Source organism: Caulobacter sp. SSI4214 (assembly GCF_012184455.1).
In the GTDB taxonomy this organism is placed as follows: domain Bacteria; phylum Pseudomonadota; class Alphaproteobacteria; order Caulobacterales; family Caulobacteraceae; genus Caulobacter; species Caulobacter vibrioides_E.
The window spans coordinates 1-16,907 of sequence record NZ_SZWJ01000011.1; the positions used below are offsets into that span (position 1 = coordinate 1).

The window sequence follows — 16,907 nt, forward strand, 5'->3', positions numbered from 1 at the left end:
CCTCCAGGCCCTCCGGCATCCGCCGCGAGATCCACGTCCAGTACGCTCAGGGCTTGCCCAACGCGCCAATGCTCGACGTCGGCAAGTCCTGTCCCGCCAGCGCCCGCCGCCCCGAATGGCTTGACGCCTCGCGCATCACCTACAATCAGGGCTGGCGCAACGGCAAAAACCCCATGTTCAACGCCGCCGCTAAAGCCCTCATCGCCGGCCAAAACCCAGGGACCGTCGATTGCGGGTAGGAGAGCGTGAGGCCAGAACCGATCGATGGGATGTCGTCGCGAGAACTTATTGAAGCTATCGAGAGCGTAGCCATGCCCGCCGACCTCCCTCAACATCCAGCTGGCGCAGAGCCGGCCATCTCCGAGTCGGCCCGGTGACGGCGGCGCGGTATTCGTATCGCGGCGATCACACCTCAACGGCTGCAGATAGTGCTTCCTGCGGAAGGGGCCCTTCGCGAGATTAGCCCCCGCCACCGCACAGGATCCGCCACGAAAAGCAGTCGCTCGCCAGCCGACCACATGTCGCGGTCGAGAACGCCGGCGGCCCTTTTCTCCGGCCAGGCCCAGCGAGCCGATGCGGCGTTGATGACCACGGTCGGCAGGCTCGCGCATAGGATTGCGCCCGCGACGACGCCGACCGCCGCTGCCTGAACCAGCCGCCAGTTCTGCGCACTGGCCAGCCGCGCCCGGTCAATCCACCCCTCAAGATCGCGAGCCGAGCGCAAAAGAGCCTCCTGAGCCTGATACAACGTCACGCGATCCTACCGCCGGATCTCCTCGCCACCCGCCGCGATCTGTCCCGCCAGGTCCGCCGGACTCTGGGCAAAGGCGGGACTGGCCATAATCTTGCCGAGCCGCCCGACCGCTACCGACACGCCCTTGGCGATCTCGCCCAGCGTCTCGCTGTAGTCCGGCGTCGGCGTCCGCTCGGCCGCCAATCCAGCGACGGCGACATTCAGCAACGCCACCTCCCGCCGTAGCGCCTCGAACGCCGCCGCCGCATCGACCGGTTCGTCCGCCCCAATATCCTGCTCCATCGTCTTCCTCCTAGATGCCAAGCCCGCGCCCTCGACCCAGGCCGAGGTATTCCGTCAGCCCCTGCCCGATGCTGCGCCCGATGTTGGAAGGCAGGCCCAGCTCGGCCCGCCGCCCGCGCAGCAGCGACTCCACCTGCGGGTCGCGCTCCAGGCCTTTGGCCATGGCGCCCATGCTTTCCTTGACCTGCCGGGCGCCGGTCATGTCGCCCTCGCGATGCAGCTCCGATCGCCGCCGCTCCAGGCCTCGCCAGCGCTCGACGAACCGATCGGCGCGCAGACGCGGATCGGCCCGAACCTCCGCCTCAAGCTGAAGGACCCGGATCGCCCGCTGCGTCCGTCCCGACGCGACCTCACCGGCAAGACCGGGCTCGCGCAGATAGGCCCGCTCCAGATCCTTGGCCGCGTGCGGTCCGACCTCAGCCATCGCCTCACGCGCTTCCACCAGCGCCCGCCGCTGGTGAGCCAGCACCGGCAGGGCGCGGTCGTTCATCCGGAGGACGTCGGCCGCGGCGCGGGCGTGGCGCTCGATCGCGCGGTGCTGGTCGAACTGGCCGACCTCACGCGCCGGCGCCGCCGGCGCCGCTGGCTGCCGCGGGCTGATCGGCCTGAACCCATCGAACATCCCGCGCTGGCCCCGCGGTGGTTCCTTCGCCTGCATCGGCGCGGGCACATGGATGTCGCGCCGCTCGGCGAAGTCGCTGGCCATGTCCTTGGCCCGTTCGCGCGAGAGGACGCGGGTTAGCTTGCCGAGATCCTCGAACTCGTCGCGACCGTAGTGGATCCGCACGCTGTCACGATGGCGCGAGAGGGCGACATAGGCGCCGTGACGATCCATGCCTGGGGTCGCCAGCACATGAGCGCGATCAACCGTGACGCCTTGGCTCTTGTGGATGGTGGCTGCGTAGCCGTGATCGACCTCCGCGTAGTCCTTCAGGTCGAAGACGACCGAGCGCTCCGCGTCGGGACGCCCCGCGTCGAGCCGCACCGTCATCTGCGTGGGCGAGACCTGCTCGATCTCGCCAAGCATGCCGTTCTTCACACCAAGCCCGCGATCGTTCTTCAGGAACATCAGCCGGTCGCCGGTCGCGAACGACCGCTCGCCACGCTCGGCCTTCACCGTCACGTCCTCGCCCAAGGCGCCGGCCTGGCGCAGCCGCTCGCGAGCCGTCAGGTTGAGCTCGCGCACCTCGTCATTGGTATGGGTGAGGATGATCCGGCTCAGCTGCGGCTCTGCCACGCGCTCGCGGTCCCAGCGCTCGACCAAATCCTCGCGCGCCTGGTCACGGGTCTCGGCGGCATGGACCATGCCGCGCGCCTCGTAGGCGCCCAGCGCCTCGCCCGTGCGGCCGGTGGCCAGATGCCGGGTGGCGTCGCGCTGCCAATCCTCGTGCTGGCGGCGAACCTCCGTGATCTCGACGTGGGCATGACGCTCGGCGATCGACCGGAAGGCCGCGCCGGCCTCGATGGCCTGAAGCTGCTCGGGATCACCGACCAGCACCACTTTCGCGCCGGCTTTCTCGGCCGCCGACAACAGCCGTTCCATCTGCCGCGAGCCGATCATGCCGGCCTCGTCGATCACCAGCACGTCGCTGGCGTCCAGCAGCTCGCGGTCTTTCGCCCACTGGTGCTCCAGGCTGGCGATCGTGCGCGAAGCGATGCCCGATCCGCCTTCCAGGTTCTCGGCGGCGATCCCCGACAGCGCCAGGCCCTGGACGCGATAGCCGGCGTCCTCCCAGACCTCGCGCGCGACGCCCAGAAGCGCCGACTTGCCCGTGCCGGCGTAACCAACGACGACCCCAAGATCCCGACCCTCGGTGACGTGCTCGAAGGCCGCCTTCTGCTCGCCGGAGAGGACGAGACCGCGCTGCTCGGCGCGGGCCAGAGCGCGGCGCTGCTCGAACTGGCTGACGCCGTGAGACTGACGCTGCGCCATCTCCTCGCTGGCGCGATGCAGCCGATCCTCGACAGCGATCATGTCGCGGCTGGTGAAACGGTCCTGGCCGCGTCCGTCCTGACCCAGCACCACCAACTCGGGCGAGGTCCGCACCGCGCTCATGGCCCGGTCGAACTGGTCCTTGCCGTCCGAGTGGCGGTGAATGAACTTCGCCAGATCCTGCTGCGTGAACGTCGCCTGCTGATGGGTGATGGCGTCCAGCGCGATGCGCGGATCGGCGATGATCCGTTCGCCATTCTCACGGGCGATGCGGTGATGGTCTTCCAGCCGCTCGGTCTCGACGCCTTCGCCGGCCATGCGTCCAGCGGCCGGGCCAATCTTGTGCTGCGGCTCAAGGTCGATGCCCTGCTCTTCAAGGCTGCGATGATCAACTCGCGCGTCGATGTCGAGCTGGGCCAGCCGCGCGTTGACGTGATCGGCCCAGGCCTGCCGCCAATGCTCGACCAGTTCGGTGCGGTTCCAGTCGCGGACCTTGGCGCCGAAACCATCCTCGCCAACTTCGCGCATGGTGAGCATGACGTGGGCGTGGGGTTTGGCCAGGCCGTCCGGGCCGATGTCCCAATGCACATTGAGATCGGCGACCATGCCGCGATCGACCATCTCGCGCTGGACGAAGTCGCGGGCCAGGTCGATGCCTTGCGCCTGGTCCATCTCGCGCGGGATGGCGAACTCGACCTCGCGAGACAGCTGGGCGTCCTTGCGCTTTTCGCCGGCCTCAACCGCGTTCCACAGCGCCGCGCGATCCGACAGGTGCTCTGGCGCGCCTTCCGGTAGCATGACCTCGGAGTGGACGACACCGCTCTTGTTGGTGAAGTCGTGGTCGCGATCCAGCCGCTCATCGTGCAGCCGGCTGGCGGAGCGATAGGCGGCCGAAGCCACGGCGCTGGCCCCGGTGGCGCGGCTGATGACTTTGACGCTGAGGTGGTAGATCGCCATGGCGATAGACCACCTACGCCCTCAAGCGCACGTCGGCACGACGTATAAGCGCGCCCTCCCAGATAAGATTCTCGGGAGGGATCGGCCCGTCCCAGTGTGTTCCGGCGACCTTACAGCATTCCCGAACCGTCTGCTTTACGATCAGCGCATCATCGAAATCCGGAGACTTAGGATGCGCAAACCACGTGACTTCGACGCCGAGCTGAAGAACCTCGAAGACAAGGCCAAGACCCTGAAGGATCGCAAGGTTCGGCAGCTTGGCGAACTGGTGATCGCCACCGGCGCCGACGCCCTCGACATCGACACTCTGACCGGCGGGTTGCTGGATCTGACCAACGCGGGAAACGCCGCTCGCAAGGAGGGCTGGAGGAAGCGCGGCGCGGGGTTCTTTCGCGGCGGATCGAGCGCCCCTGAGGCGAGCGCTGGCGGCGACCAATGACGCCGAGCGCCGGGCAAGAGCCGCGCGCCATCGCCTGGAAGCACGCCGAGCCCGCATGGACACGCGGGCTTGGGTGGTGAAGCGGCGCGAGCGCACCCGCCACCTGATCGAGCTGGGCGGCCTGGTACAAAAGGCCGGCCTCGTCGAACTGACCCGCGATGATCGCACCGCGCTTTACGGCGCCTTCACGTTCCTGGCGACCATGCTCAAGGCCGACGACGCTGAACACACCCTGGCGCTCTGGCGGCGCGGCGGAAAGCGGGCGTTCGAGGCGGAGGCTCGCTCCGCGTCGGACGCTCGCTGAGAAATCGTCAGGTCTTGTCGCGGCCTTCGTCGTCGGCCACGGCGCGGACGAGATCAAGAACCTGACGACGGACGCGCCCCCGGCCAATCTTGGGGAACATCTCTGCCAGTTCCAGGCCTTCGGGCGTGTTGAGGAACTCGGTGACGACACGCTCGGCAGCGGCGCGAACCTCGTCGACCTCGCTGGTCATGGGGTCGGCCAGGCCCTCGAAGAAGTACGACACCGGGACCTGGAGCGTCTTGGCGATGTCGTAGAGCTTGCTGGCGCTGACGCGGTTGGCGCCCCGCTCGTACTTCTGGACCTGTTGGAAGGTGAGCCCCAAAGCAGCGGCGAGCGACTCCTGGTTGACGCCCAGCATCTTGCGGCGCATGCGCACGCGGCCCCCGACATGGAGATCGACGACGGTGGGCGTGCGAGCTTCAGGCATATCGGTCACGAAAGTCTCCATGGTCGGATCACCGGCAACGCCGCCGATCCTGGCAAAGTGCTTGCCGACGCAAGGATACTCGCAAGAATGGTTTTTCAAGGTCATTCCCTGTTCGCGCTAGTCGCGTTCGGATTCGACGTGGCTGGACCAATCGGCGATGCTGGGGGATGTCCAAGTACGATCCCCTGTCGGGTTATCTACGTCGCCAGCGTGAAGACGAACTCGAACTGACCTTCACCGAGATCGAGCGTATCCTCGGCGCCATGCTTCCCAAGAGCGCGGCCCGTCAGCCATGGTGGGCCAACACCACCGATCCCCACACAAGCCAAGTGCAGCGTAAGGCCTGGGGTGATGCCGGCTATGATGCGTTCCTCGTCGCCGGCAAGGACCGTGTCCGCTTCAAGCGCGTGCGCTGACAGAGCTGCTTGGCAGAGCCTATCCGGCCGGCCGCCGAGCGCGCGGCCTTCCAAGACCTTCGCTCGGAGACAAGACGCCCTGGATCGCTTGGTGGAACAAGGGCCGGACGGGCTGGCGCGCGTCATGTGTGGATGGCCCCAAACGTCAACCGTTTTGTTCTTGGGAATTGCCGGAACGGCAGTGAAGGCCTCCCCGGCCTGAAGCCTTGGTGGCCCTTCCTGCCTCATGGGTAAGGCCCGTCAAGGAGCGCGCGAAGCGCGCCCGGCGAGCCGGCTTCGTCCTTGACGGGCCTTACCCATGAGGCACCCTTCACCACCGAGCTTCAGCCCGAGGCGCTCTCTCTTTCGGCGGCGGAATGATGGGGAAGAAGTAGGTCAGCGCGCGGTCATGTGTCCGGCTTGGTTCTGCGGGCTGGGAGCCTCGCGAGCCCTGATGGAATGCGCGGACTTCGGATCCGGATCAAGGGGACGCCCTCGAGGGGCTTTGACGCGCACGGTATTTCCGAAGTCTAGGTGTCGACCTAATTCGCCATCACCTCCGTCGTCATCGACGCACGCCGCCGGCCGTACTGCTACGACCGGCAAGCGCTATGCTGCGGCAGCTGGGCGATAGACGCCGCCCTTGGCCATCAGCGCCCAAACAATCCGAGCGTTCTTGTTCGCAAGCGCGACCGCCGCGACGAGCGTTGGCCGTTGCAGCACCAGCCGCCCAAGCCAGGTCTGGGCAAAGCCGGGCCGCTTCCTGGCTTGCGCGATCACCGTGAGGGCGCCGGAGATCAGCAATCGCCGTATTGTTCGGTCGCCCATCTTGGTGATCCGCCCTAACTGCGATCGCCCTCCCGTGGAATGCTGCTTGGGGACCAGTCCTGTCCAGGCCGCGAAATGGCGTCCACCGTTGAACCGCGTTGCATCCGGCGCGGCGGCCAAGATCGCGGCGGCGGTCAGTGGGCCTATGCCGGGGATCGTCATTAGCCGTCGGCCCACGGCGTCGGCGGCGCTGCGCTTGCCAATCATAGCCGTCAGCTCGTCGATCCGGCGCGTACAGTCGGCGATCTGGTCGATCAGCATTTGAACGACGCTCCGCACGAATTCTGGGATCGATTCCGCGAAGTCATCCAGACGCTCAATCAGGCTCCGCAAGCTCCTTACGCCAACACCGGCGATCACGCCGAACTCAGCCAGGTGGCCGCGCAACGCGTTGATGCTCATCGTGCGTTGGCGAACCAGAACTTCGCGGGTCCGGAGCGCGACCTGATTAGCCTGCTGATCATGGGTCTTCACGGGGACGAAGCGCATGGTTGGACGGATCATCGCCTCGTAGATCGCCGCGGCGTCAACGGCGTCGTTCTTCTGCCTTTGCACGAAGGGTTTGACGTAGTGTGGCGGGACCAACCGAACGTCATGACCCAGATCAGCAAGAAGACGCCCCCAATAGTGGGCGCCAGGGCAGGCTTCCATGCCGACGGTCAGCGGCGAGAGCCCAGCGAAGAAGGAGAGGACCGCGCTCCTGCGCAATCGCTGTTGCAGGCAGGTCTGGCCAGCGGCGTCGACGCCGTGAATTTGAAAGAAGTTTTTCGCCAGGTCGATTGCGACCATGCGGATCTGTTCCATGACGGCCTCCTCGAAGGTTAGAGCTGGCCCATCTTGATGCTTTTCCGCTGTCAGGGGCCATCCACCCCATCAAGGGTGCGCCCTACGGGCGCATCGCGAAGCGACGGCGAAGCCGCCCTTGACCCGCACCAGCCCGCCCGGCAGAGGCTCTCCAAGCGCTCCAGGGCGAGCACCGACCGTTCCGGACCTGGCTCCCGCAGATTGGGGTTGCAAGGCCGTCACCGGAAAGGGCGCGGCTAGCGCTTGCAAACGGGCGCCCCGCAGTTCGGACAGCGCGCGGTGCGTAGCTCCTCCATCGTCGCCTTGAAGAGGTCGTAGCCCTCGCCCTGCTGGTGAACCATGACTCTCAGCGCCACTTCCAGCTTGGCGACGACGCCGTGCATGTCGTTGGCGCGCACAGCGGGAAGAGCCTCCAGCCACGCCTCGCGTTGCGCGAACAGCGGTTCCATCTGCTTGTCGATGGCGTCCATCTCCTCGGAAGGCAGCAACTCCCCACGCTCCTCGGGCGTCATGCGCTCCCACCGCTTCTGCCGCACGAGAATGGTCTCTAGATCCGACCAGCGATTACCCAGGCGGTCGATCTCAGCGTCGAGGGCCAGCCATTCGTCGCAGCGGGCGATGGCTTGGTCCTGCATTGCCGCTCCAGCGCCGGTGTTGGCAACGACGGGCGCGGCGCCCGCAGCGCCGATCACGACGCGGCGGGAGACCGCGAATGGCCCCTTGTCGTCAGACATTGGGATGCTCCGCATTGGCTGGATTGTTGGGATGAGGACGGGCGCGCTCGATCAGATCGATCGTCCGGGAAATCTCGCAAAGCGCATCGGCTAGGCGTGCCTCGACCTCGGCGGCGGAGATGCCCAGGTGGCGAGCGATCAGAGCGTAGTCGAGCGCCTGAATGTGATTGAGCAGGAAGACATCCCGCGTCGCCTGGCGAAGGCGCAGCACCGCGTAGGACATAACCTGCTGGGTGTTGTGTGGATTGAAGATCCGGCCGCGCCAGAGGTAGGGATGTCGCCAGCGCCACCACTGTCTCGTGACGAGCAGCCAAGGCATACGGAGACGCATCGTCACGCGACGCCCTCCTGATCAGAAGGATCGAGCCCTGAGGCCTCAACCACGGCGACGATGAGCTCTCGAACCGTCGTGCAAGCCTGACGCCAGCATACGGACGCAATCTCGTCCGGCGGCATCCGCGAGATGCCATGGACTTGGTAGTAAGGGCCTAAGAGCGCGGCCAATTCGGCAACCCCGGCAGGGGCGCCGTTGAAGCCGGCGCGTCGCGCGAACCTCAGCGTCTTGGTCAGATCGTGCCGGAGATAGACGCGGTTCCAGTCGTCGCTGATCCCTCGGTCGAGCAGGTAAGCCTTCAGTGCCAGTTCGATGGCGATGGCTAGGAAGTAGCGCGTCGCCTCCGGGTATCGCGGCAGCGCCGCCTCGGCGCCTTCAAGGAAGCCGGTGGCGTTACGACGGAACGCCGCCGCCAGCGGGCGGTCGGCGCCATCGCGCCGCCGGGCGACGCGGAGGGTCACTTTCCACCGGAGAAGGCGGCGAGGTCACGGACGGCGCGGGTGATCAAGCCGTGCGCTTCGGGGTGGTCCTCCACGAAGATAAGGCGCGCCGCCACCGAGAGGTTGGCGATAACGGCTTCAACGCTCTTCGCTGGCTTCGGCCGCATGGCCTTGAGAAGGGCGTGTCCCTCGACCTCCAGCACATCGAGCTGCGCGTCGATCTCAGAGAGCCTGGCGCCTTCGGGGATTTCTGCTCTTTGTTCCGGCGAGAGCTTGTACCAATTGCGCTTGGTCATCAGCCAGCCTTCCAGCGTGCCCCATTCAAGCTGGAGGCGACGCTGTTCGGCGTCGACGGCAAGCCAGCGAGTACAGACCGTCACTGCCGGGTCGGCGTTGCCAGGAACAGGGCCCTGATTGATGAAGGGTGCTGCGGAGCCACCGGAGAGGACGCTGCGCCTTGATAGCTGGCGCGCGCGCACGTCCGCACTCTCCGCCTTGTGGCGCGAGTCCATGACATCTAGTCCTGAATGTGCATTACTCCTTTAGTATCACTGACGACGCTATTCGACAAGCGAAAAATATCGTGTGCTTTACTAAAAATAAAACGACATGCTGACGGCCGCTCAAATTCGGGCCGCGCGAGCCCTCGTGGATTGGAGTGGACCAAAGCTTGCGGAGGCCGCGGGCCTATCGCTGCCGACAATCCGGCGGATGGAAAGTGCAGTCGGGCCGGGTCGCAGTTCTGTCGACAACGTCGAGGCTGTGCGCCGCGCACTCGAGGCTGCGGGCGTCATATTCCAGATGGCCGATGAAACTGCAGGCCCCGGTGTTCGCCTTAAAAAGTAGGACGGTAGCGCCACATCGAACTCTGCCCAGCCTCATTGGAATACGCAGCCGGTGTCATGGAGGTACAGTCTCAACTTCGCTAGAGGCGCCTAGGGCCTGTCTTTGTTTCCCAGAGTACGATCTGGCCCCGCGAGGCCTTGCCGCCAGCGGCGAGCAATCCAATTCTGGCCCATCGAATGGCTTCAGATCCCAGTCTGTGGAGCTCTAAACGATGGCCGATCTCGACCGCATCGTCCGCCTCAAGACCGTGCTGGCGCGCACGGGCCTCAGCCGATCGACCCTATACCGGAAGATCGGCGAGGGCACCTTTCCTCGCCAGGTCCCGATCAGCGTCCACGGTGCGGGATGGCATGAGTCCGCGATCAACCGCTGGATCAACGACCCTGCCAATTTTCGCGTGGACGAAAGGGGAAAATAGGCGCCACGGAAATCAGGGTGGCTGCACTGTCGCCGCAAGCGTCGATAGCTAAGCTGACTTGGTCTTTGGCTCTGCAGACGTGGCTAGATAGTCAGCCCAGGCCTGCATCAGCTTGCGTCGCTTTTCGAAAAAGTCCGTCCGGCGATAGGCGGCTTCGACCCGGTCTGGAATCTTGTGCGCCAACGCCTTGTCGGCGACCTCCTTGGGGAAATCAGTCATCTCGGACGACCAGTCGGTAAAGGCGCTGCGGAATCCGTGAACGGTCACGTTCTCGACCTTCATGTCGCGGAGCACCTTGGACATCGTCATGTCGCTGATGGGCTTGACCCCATTTGGAGAGAACAGGAGTTCATCGTCGTCCACCCGGTCGTCGCGCATTCGCCGTAGGAGAGCGAGAGCGGGCTTCGATAGCGGGATGGCATGGGCCACCTTCATCTTCATGCGCTCGGCCGGAATCGACCAGACGCCCTTTTCGAGGTCAAATTCACTCCAGATCGCAAACCGCGTCTCGTTGGAGCGGACAGCCGTGTAGATGGTCAGCTGCAGAGCATCCCGACCAAGGGTTGGCGGCATCGCCGCAACTGCTTGGAGGAAGGCCGGCACGTCCTGATAGGGCATCGCCGCATAGTGCGAGCCAGTGTTGTTCTGGCGTGGAAGTCCCTTGCGGACCGATCGCAGGGAAACTTCCTTGCTAATCCAGCCCTTGATGTGCGCGAAGTCGAGAACCACACTGATCCGCTGAAGTACCTTATTGGCGGTATCAGGCACTGTCAGCCAAATCGGCTCCAGAACATCTCGAACAACTAGCGCATCGACCGTGTCCACGGGCTTAGACCCGATCATTGGAAAAACATGCCGCTCGAAGCTGGCGATCCAAATACCCTGCCGGCTATCCTTCCAGCCGGCCTTCAAGGTCTCGTAACAGGCGCGGGCAGCGGACTCAAACGACGGAGCGGGCCGACGAGCGCTTCGACGTTCGGCGGTTGGGTCAACCCCGCTCCTGACTTTCCGGCGCATCTCGGCCGCCGCGATCCGCGCGTCGGCGAGGCAAACGTCCCGCAAGGAGCCCAAGCCGAAATCGCGACGCACCCCCTGGAACTGGATACGGAAAAGCCATGACCGCGATCCACTGGGCTGAACATCGAGATACAGGCCGCGCCCGTCGCAATGGCGACCGGCCTTCGCGTTCTTCACCTTCAGGGCTGTAAGCGACAAGTTAGAAGTCCCTGTTCTGGAGCCTCCGATTATCCCCTCGTTTTCCCCACACTTTTGATGCGGATTTCAGGGAACAAAGTGAGATTACCTGAAACAGGAATTTCGATCAACCATATGAATATAAACAGATTTTAGGACAGAATGAGACGTCCTGGTTAGATCCCTAGATCATCCTCGGCTCCACCAAGGACCTTCGACAAAATGCGACTGTAGCCGTGACGCCCCCGTCCAGCGCGGCTTCGCGCGGTCTATCGCCACCCTTGGGTTGAACCCGCGACCATGCGCCACAGCCTAGGTTTACCAAATCGACTCCCGTCGCGGGGAGATTGATCCGGCCCGATCGCATGTCGGGCTGATGGGGGCTGGAATGGGCCAATCGAATCTCGGCCGGGCGATTAACAAGGCGGCGGTTGGTCTTGGCCTGGCCGCCGGGCTGTTGACCGCCTCGAACCCAGCCTGGGCCGAGGGCGGGTCGGCGCTCAAGCTGTCGGGCGCCTACAGGGCCGATATCGCCGGAACCCTGAGCGGCGGCCTGGCCAAGCGCGGACGCGTGCTGGACGACCTGCAGATCTTCGGCGACCTGGACCTGGAAAGGGCCGTCGGCTGGAAGAACGCCACCGCCCACTTCCAGCTGCTGGACAACAGTGGCGGTCGGCCGAACGAAGACACCGGCAGCTTGCAAGGCGTCGACAACATCGAGGTCGCCCGCCAGCGCGCCCGCCTGTTCGAGGCCTGGATCGAACAGAGCTTCGGCGAGAAGGCCTCGATGCGCGCCGGGCTCTATGACCTGAACAGCGAATTCTACGCCAACGAAAGCGCCGGCCTGCTGCTGGCGCCGGCCTTTGGCATCGGCTCGGAGCTGGCGGCGACGGGTCCCAACGGTCCCTCGATCTTTCCCTCGACGGCGCTGGCCGCGCGCCTGCGGGTGACGCCGAACCCGCACGTCTATGCCCAGGCCGTCGCGCTGAACGCCCATGCCGGGGTCCTCGGCGATCCCGGCGGCGTCGAGACCTCGTTCGACAACGGCTTGCTGCTGGTCGCCGAGGCCGGCTGGACCGGAAACGGCAAGATCGCCGCCGGCGTCTGGCGCTACACCCGAAAGCAGGACGACCTGAGACTGACGACGCCCGACGGCGATCCCGCCCCGGCCACCGCCCAAGGCGCCTATCTGCTGCTGGAACGCGCGCTGACCCGGGGCGACGGGAACGCGCCGCGCCATGCGACCGCCTTCGCCCGCCTGGGCCTGTCGGACGGCGACACCACCGCCTTCCATGGCGGCTGGCAGGCCGGCGTCCTGGTCAAGCGGGTATTCGCCAGCCGCCCCGACAGCGCCCTCTCGATCGGGCTCGACCAAGCCCTGCTGTCGCGCAAATACCGCGACAACGCCCTCGACGACGGTCGACGCCTGAGCGGCTCGGAACGGGCGATCGAGGTGACCTATGCCGACAAGATCGGCCCGGTCACGATCCAGCCCGACCTGCAATATGTGAAGGATCCCGGCGGCGACCGGGCGCTCGGCCACGCGCTGGTGGCCGCCGTCCGGTTCGGGGTGGCCTTCTAGACCACCCCGACGATGGATCAGGCCAGCGCCGCTTCGGCGACGGCTTCGGCGGTGATGCCGAATTCCTTGTAGAGACGCTCGAACGGCGCCGAGGCGCCAAAGCCCGTCATGCCGACGAACTTGCCGTCCTCGCCGATGAAGCGCTCCCAGCCCATCTTGATGCCGGCCTCGACGGCCACCCGCACCGGCGCCTTGCCAATGACCGAGGCCTGGTAGGTCGCGTCCTGCTGGGTGAACAGCTCCCAGCAGGGGGTCGAGACGACGCGGGTCGGCTTGCCCTTGGCCTGCAGGATGTCACGCGCGGCGACGGCGACGCCGACTTCCGTGCCCGAGGCGAAGATCGTCACCTGAGCCTCGCCGCCCTCGGCCGCCAGCAGCTCGTAGGCGCCCTTGGCCGACAGGTCGCCGCCGGCGGTGCGCACGTGCGGCGTCTTCTGGCGCGACAGGGTCATGACCGACGGCGTCCGCTGTTGCCGCAGAGCGACCTTCCAGCACTCGGCGGCTTCGACCGCGTCGGCGGGACGGAAGACCAGGAGGTTCGGGATGGCGCGCAGGGAGGCGACGTGCTCGACCGGCTGGTGGGTCGGGCCGTCCTCGCCCAGGCCGATGGAGTCGTGGGTCATCACGTGGATGACGCGGGCCTCCATCAGGGCGCCTAGGCGAATCGCCGCGCGGCTATAGTCGGCGAAGGCGAGGAAGGTGCCCGAATAGGGAATCACGCCGCCATGCAGCGCCATACCGTTCATGGCCGCCGCCATGCCGAACTCGCGCACGCCATAATGGACGTAGCGGCCCTCGTAGCCCGGCGCGTCGAAAGCGCCCATGCCCTTGACCAGGGTGTTGTTCGAGCCGGTCAGGTCGGCCGAGCCGCCGATCATCTCGGGGATCGCCGGAATCAGGTGATCGAGGGCCGAGCCCGAGTGGACGCGCGTGGCGTTGACCGGCTTGGTCTCCACGGCCTTGGCGATGTGGGCGTCCAGCGCCTCGAAGGCGTTGCCCGGCAGCTCGCCCGCCACGGCGCGCTTGAAGTCGCTGGCGTGGGTCGAGGCGGCGAGCTTGGCTTCCCAGGCCTTGCGAACCTTGGCGCCGCGACGGCCGACGCTCTTCCATGCCTTGGCGATGTCGTCCGGCACGGTGAACGGCGCGGCGTCCCAGCCCATGGCTTCGCGCGCGGCTTTGATCTGGTCGTCGAACAGGGTGTAGCCGTGGCTGTGGGGATCGCCTTCCTTGGGACCGGCGCCCTTCGAGATCAGCGTCTTGCACGCGATCATGGTCGGACGGTCTTGGCGTGTCGCCCAACGCAGGGCGGCGGCGATCTTGCCGTGGTCGTGGCCGTCGACGACCTTGACCGCCCAGCCGGCGGCCTTGAAGCGGGCGACCTGGTCGCCGGTCTCGGCGATCGTGGCCTCGCCGTCGATCGTGGTGTTGTTGTCGTCGAACAGCACCGTCAGCTTCGAGAGCTTCAGGCGGCCGGCGAGGCTGATGGCCTCGTGGCTGACGCCTTCCATCAGGCAGCCGTCGCCGGCGATCACCCAGGTGCGGTGGTCGACCAGCTCATGGCCGAAACGGGCGGCCAGATGGGCCTCGGCCATCGCCATGCCGACGGCCGTGGCCAGGCCCTGGCCGAGCGGACCGGTCGTGGTCTCGACGCCGGGCGTGTGATGGACTTCCGGGTGGCCAGGGGTCAGCGAACCCCACTGACGGAAGTTCTCGATCTCCTTCATCGTCACGGCCTTGAAGCCGGTCAGGTGAAGCAGCGAATAGAGCAGCATCGAGCCGTGGCCGGCCGACAGCACGAAACGGTCGCGATCGGGCCAGTTGGGCTGAGACGCGTCGAACTTCAGGAACTTGCTCCACAGCACGGTCGCGACGTCGGCCATGCCCATCGGCATGCCTTGGTGACCGGACTTGGCCTTGTGGACCGCGTCCATCGAAAGGACGCGGATCGCGTCGGCCATCTTGATGGGCGAAACGGGCATGGAAGTTCCGTCTTGTCTTTGTTTTGCAGGGCTGCGCGAGGGGCGCAGTCGCATGGGAACCCGGAGGGGTCAACCCGCGACACGGCTAGAAACCAGGCGCCAGGGGGCGGTCGTGGACGCTATGCAACATCGTCCGCTGGCGTTATAGCTAGGCAAAGACTTATGCTCACTTTAAGCATAACTGGAAGGCGCCACGCTTGATCGGTCCGTCATTCTTCTCGCCCTATCGCCACGGCTTCGTCCGGGTGGCCACGGCCGTCCCCAAGGTCAAGCTGGCCGATCCGGCCGAGAACGCGCGCGCCGTGCTCGATCTGGTCGGCCAGGCGCACGAGGCCGGCGTGGCGGTGATCGTGTTCCCCGAGCTCGGCCTGACGGGCTACACGATCGACGACCTTCTGCAGCAGGACGTGCTGCTGGACGCGACGGAGACGGCGATCGCGACGCTGGCCGAGGCGAGCAAGACCCTGGCGCCGATGATGGTGGTCGGCGCCCCGCTTCGCGACGCGGGCCGGCTCTACAACACCGCCGTGGCGATCCAAGGCGGGCGCGTGCTCGGGGTCGTTCCCAAGAGCTTCCTGCCCAACTACCGCGAGTTCTATGAGCGCCGTTGGTTCACACCCGGCGCGGGCGTGGTCGGCAAGACCCTGACCCTGGCCGGACAGGCCGTCCCGTTCGGGACCGACCTGCTGCTCCGCGCCCACGCCCCGACGCCATTCACGGTCGGCGTCGAGATCTGCGAGGACGTCTGGACCCCGACCCCGCCCAGCACCGCCCAGGCCCTGGCCGGCGCGGAGATCCTGCTGAACCTGTCGGCCAGCAACATCACCATCGGCAAGTCCGAGACCCGCCGCCTGCTGTGCGCCAGCCAATCCTCCCGGATGATCGCGGCCTATGTCTATTCCGCCGCCGGGGCGGGCGAGAGCTCGACCGATCTGGCCTGGGACGGCCATGTCGACATCCACGAGATGGGCGCCCTGCTGGCCGAGACCCCGCGTTTCTCGACCGGTCCGGCCTGGACCTTCGCCGATGTCGATGTCGAGCGGATCCGCCAGGAACGGATGCGGGTCGGCAGCTTCGGCGACGCCATGGCCCTGGCCCCGCCCAAGGTCCCGTTCCGCCTCGCGGCGTTCACGTTCGAGCCGCCGGCTGGCGACCTGCCCCTGGCGCGCGCGATCGAACGCTTCCCCTTCACGCCCTCGGACCCCGCCAAGCTGCGCGAGAACTGCTACGAGGCCTACAATATCCAGGTGCAGGGATTGGCCCGCCGGCTGGAGGCTTCGGGCCTCAAAAAGCTCGTGATCGGCATATCGGGCGGCCTCGACTCCACCCAGGCGCTGCTGGTGGCGACCAAGGCGGTCGACCAACTCAGCCTGCCCCGCGCGAACATCCTGGCCTACACCCTGCCGGGCTTCGCCACCTCGGACCGCACCAAGGCCAACGCCTGGGCGCTTATGGACGCGATGGGCGTAACCGCCGCGGAACTCGACATCCGGCCGGCCGCGACTCAGATGCTGAAAGACATGGATCACCCGTTCGGGCGCGGCGAGCCGGTCTATGACGTCACGTTCGAGAACGTGCAGGCGGGCTTGCGAACCGACTACCTGTTCCGCCTGGCCAACCACAACGGCGCTCTGGTGGTGGGAACCGGGGACCTGTCGGAGTTGGCGCTGGGCTGGTGCACCTACGGCGTCGGCGACCACATGAGCCACTACAACCCCAACTGCGGGGCGCCCAAGACGCTGATCCAGCACCTGATCCGCTTCGTGGCCCATTCCGGCGACGTGGACGCGGCCACCACCGGCCTGCTGGAGGATATCCTGGCCACCGAGATCTCGCCGGAGCTGGTGCCGGGCGAAGAGGTGCAGGCGACGGAAAGCTTCGTTGGCCCCTACGCCCTGCAGGACTTCAACCTCTATTATTTGACCCGCTACGGCATGGCGCCGTCCAAGATCGCCTTCCTGGCCTGGAGCGCTTGGCATGACGCGGAGACGGGCGGCTGGCCCGTCGGCCTGCCCGAAAACGCCCGCCGAGCCTACGACCTGGCGGAGATCCGAGGGTGGCTCGAGCTTTTCCTGAAGCGGTTCTTCGCCAATCAGTTCAAGCGGTCGGCCCTGCCGAACGGACCCAAGATTTCGTCGGGCGGGGCCCTGTCTCCGCGCGGCGACTGGCGGATGCCGTCCGACGCCACGGCCGACGCCTGGCTCGCCGAACTGCGCGCCAACACGCCAGCGGGATGAAAACTCTTCGTTCCCGCGCG

18 protein-coding genes are annotated in these 16,907 nt (G+C 66.2%); 7 read left to right on the forward strand and 11 right to left on the reverse strand.

All coding sequences use genetic code 11. The features are described 5' to 3' along the window. The coding region (locus FCU40_RS05095) for a hypothetical protein (protein ID WP_206677298.1) at positions 1–239 on the forward strand (239 nt) is incomplete at its 5' end. Positions 240–412: 173 nt separating this feature from the next. Here the strand turns inward: FCU40_RS05095 and FCU40_RS23225 are convergent. From FCU40_RS23225 to traA, 3 genes are read right to left on the reverse strand one after another with little or no spacing between them, the layout of a single operon-like run. Then, entirely contained in the window at positions 413–754 is a 342-nt protein-coding gene (locus tag FCU40_RS23225; protein ID WP_241693548.1) for a DUF6118 family protein, read from the reverse strand. Positions 755–760: 6 nt separating this feature from the next. After that, entirely contained in the window at positions 761–1,036 is a 276-nt protein-coding gene (locus FCU40_RS05100) for a hypothetical protein (protein WP_168073338.1), read from the reverse strand. A 10-nt stretch (positions 1,037–1,046) separates the two neighbouring features. Continuing rightward, a complete protein-coding gene (gene traA, locus FCU40_RS05105; RefSeq protein ID WP_168073340.1) occupies positions 1,047–3,926 on the reverse strand; it encodes a Ti-type conjugative transfer relaxase TraA in 2,880 nt (959 codons plus the stop codon). 172 nt (positions 3,927–4,098) lie between these two features. Between traA and FCU40_RS05110 the strand changes: the two genes are divergently transcribed. Beyond that, positions 4,099–4,365, forward strand: coding sequence for a conjugal transfer protein TraD (locus tag FCU40_RS05110; protein ID WP_168073341.1), 267 nt, complete (start codon positions 4,099–4,101; stop codon positions 4,363–4,365). Positions 4,366–4,420: 55 nt separating this feature from the next. Next, a complete protein-coding gene (locus tag FCU40_RS05115; protein ID WP_168073342.1) occupies positions 4,421–4,669 on the forward strand; it encodes a conjugal transfer protein TraD in 249 nt (82 codons plus the stop codon). A gap of 7 nt (positions 4,670–4,676) precedes the next feature. Here the strand turns inward: FCU40_RS05115 and FCU40_RS05120 are convergent, their stop codons facing one another. After that, positions 4,677–5,105, reverse strand: a complete 429-nt coding sequence (locus FCU40_RS05120) for a helix-turn-helix domain-containing protein (protein WP_168073343.1) — start codon at positions 5,103–5,105, stop codon at positions 4,677–4,679. 158 nt (positions 5,106–5,263) lie between these two features. Between FCU40_RS05120 and FCU40_RS05125 the strand changes: the two genes are divergently transcribed. Then, complete coding sequence (locus tag FCU40_RS05125; RefSeq protein WP_168073344.1) at positions 5,264–5,512, forward strand: hypothetical protein; 249 nt, start codon at positions 5,264–5,266, stop codon at positions 5,510–5,512. A 588-nt stretch (positions 5,513–6,100) separates the two neighbouring features. On the opposite strand, the gene FCU40_RS05130 is transcribed toward FCU40_RS05125, so the two are convergent. The 5 genes from FCU40_RS05130 to FCU40_RS05150 form a co-directional block, all read right to left on the reverse strand. Beyond that, a complete protein-coding gene (locus tag FCU40_RS05130) occupies positions 6,101–7,123 on the reverse strand; it encodes an IS110 family transposase (protein WP_168073345.1) in 1,023 nt (340 codons plus the stop codon). A 236-nt stretch (positions 7,124–7,359) separates the two neighbouring features. After that, positions 7,360–7,857, reverse strand: a complete 498-nt coding sequence (locus FCU40_RS05135) for a hypothetical protein (protein ID WP_168073346.1) — start codon at positions 7,855–7,857, stop codon at positions 7,360–7,362. Further along, the gene (locus FCU40_RS05140; RefSeq protein ID WP_168073459.1) at positions 7,850–8,188 is read right to left on the reverse strand and encodes a sigma factor-like helix-turn-helix DNA-binding protein; all 339 of its coding nucleotides are present in this window, start codon (positions 8,186–8,188) and stop codon (positions 7,850–7,852) included. Before FCU40_RS05140 ends, FCU40_RS05135 begins: the two co-directional genes overlap by 8 nt. A 2-nt stretch (positions 8,189–8,190) precedes the next feature. After that, on the reverse strand, positions 8,191–8,652 hold the full coding sequence (locus FCU40_RS05145) for a hypothetical protein (RefSeq protein ID WP_168073347.1): 462 nt from the start codon (positions 8,650–8,652) through the stop codon (positions 8,191–8,193). Next, positions 8,649–9,143, reverse strand: a complete 495-nt coding sequence (locus FCU40_RS05150; protein ID WP_168073349.1) for a hypothetical protein — start codon at positions 9,141–9,143, stop codon at positions 8,649–8,651. The genes FCU40_RS05145 and FCU40_RS05150 overlap by 4 nt, the downstream gene beginning before the upstream one ends. A 545-nt stretch (positions 9,144–9,688) precedes the next feature. Between FCU40_RS05150 and FCU40_RS05160 the strand changes: the two genes are divergently transcribed. After that, a complete protein-coding gene (locus FCU40_RS05160; protein ID WP_168073353.1) occupies positions 9,689–9,895 on the forward strand; it encodes an AlpA family phage regulatory protein in 207 nt (68 codons plus the stop codon). A 48-nt stretch (positions 9,896–9,943) separates the two neighbouring features. Here the strand turns inward: FCU40_RS05160 and FCU40_RS05165 are convergent, their stop codons facing one another. Next, positions 9,944–11,110 (reverse strand): site-specific integrase, encoded by a 1,167-nt coding sequence (locus tag FCU40_RS05165; RefSeq protein ID WP_168073355.1) that lies wholly within the window; start codon positions 11,108–11,110, stop codon positions 9,944–9,946. 367 nt (positions 11,111–11,477) lie between these two features. On the opposite strand from FCU40_RS05165, the gene FCU40_RS05170 reads away from it, so the two are divergent. Then, positions 11,478–12,671, forward strand: a complete 1,194-nt coding sequence (locus FCU40_RS05170) for a carbohydrate porin (RefSeq protein ID WP_168073357.1) — start codon at positions 11,478–11,480, stop codon at positions 12,669–12,671. Positions 12,672–12,688: 17 nt separating this feature from the next. Here FCU40_RS05170 and tkt read toward each other — a convergent pair whose 3' ends face one another. After that, positions 12,689–14,650 (reverse strand): transketolase, encoded by a 1,962-nt coding sequence (gene tkt / locus FCU40_RS05175; protein WP_168073359.1) that lies wholly within the window; start codon positions 14,648–14,650, stop codon positions 12,689–12,691. A 197-nt stretch (positions 14,651–14,847) separates the two neighbouring features. Between tkt and FCU40_RS05180 the strand changes: the two genes are divergently transcribed. Then, positions 14,848–16,887, forward strand: a complete 2,040-nt coding sequence (locus FCU40_RS05180) for an NAD(+) synthase (RefSeq protein WP_168073361.1) — start codon at positions 14,848–14,850, stop codon at positions 16,885–16,887. Positions 16,888–16,907 lie beyond the last annotated feature (20 nt).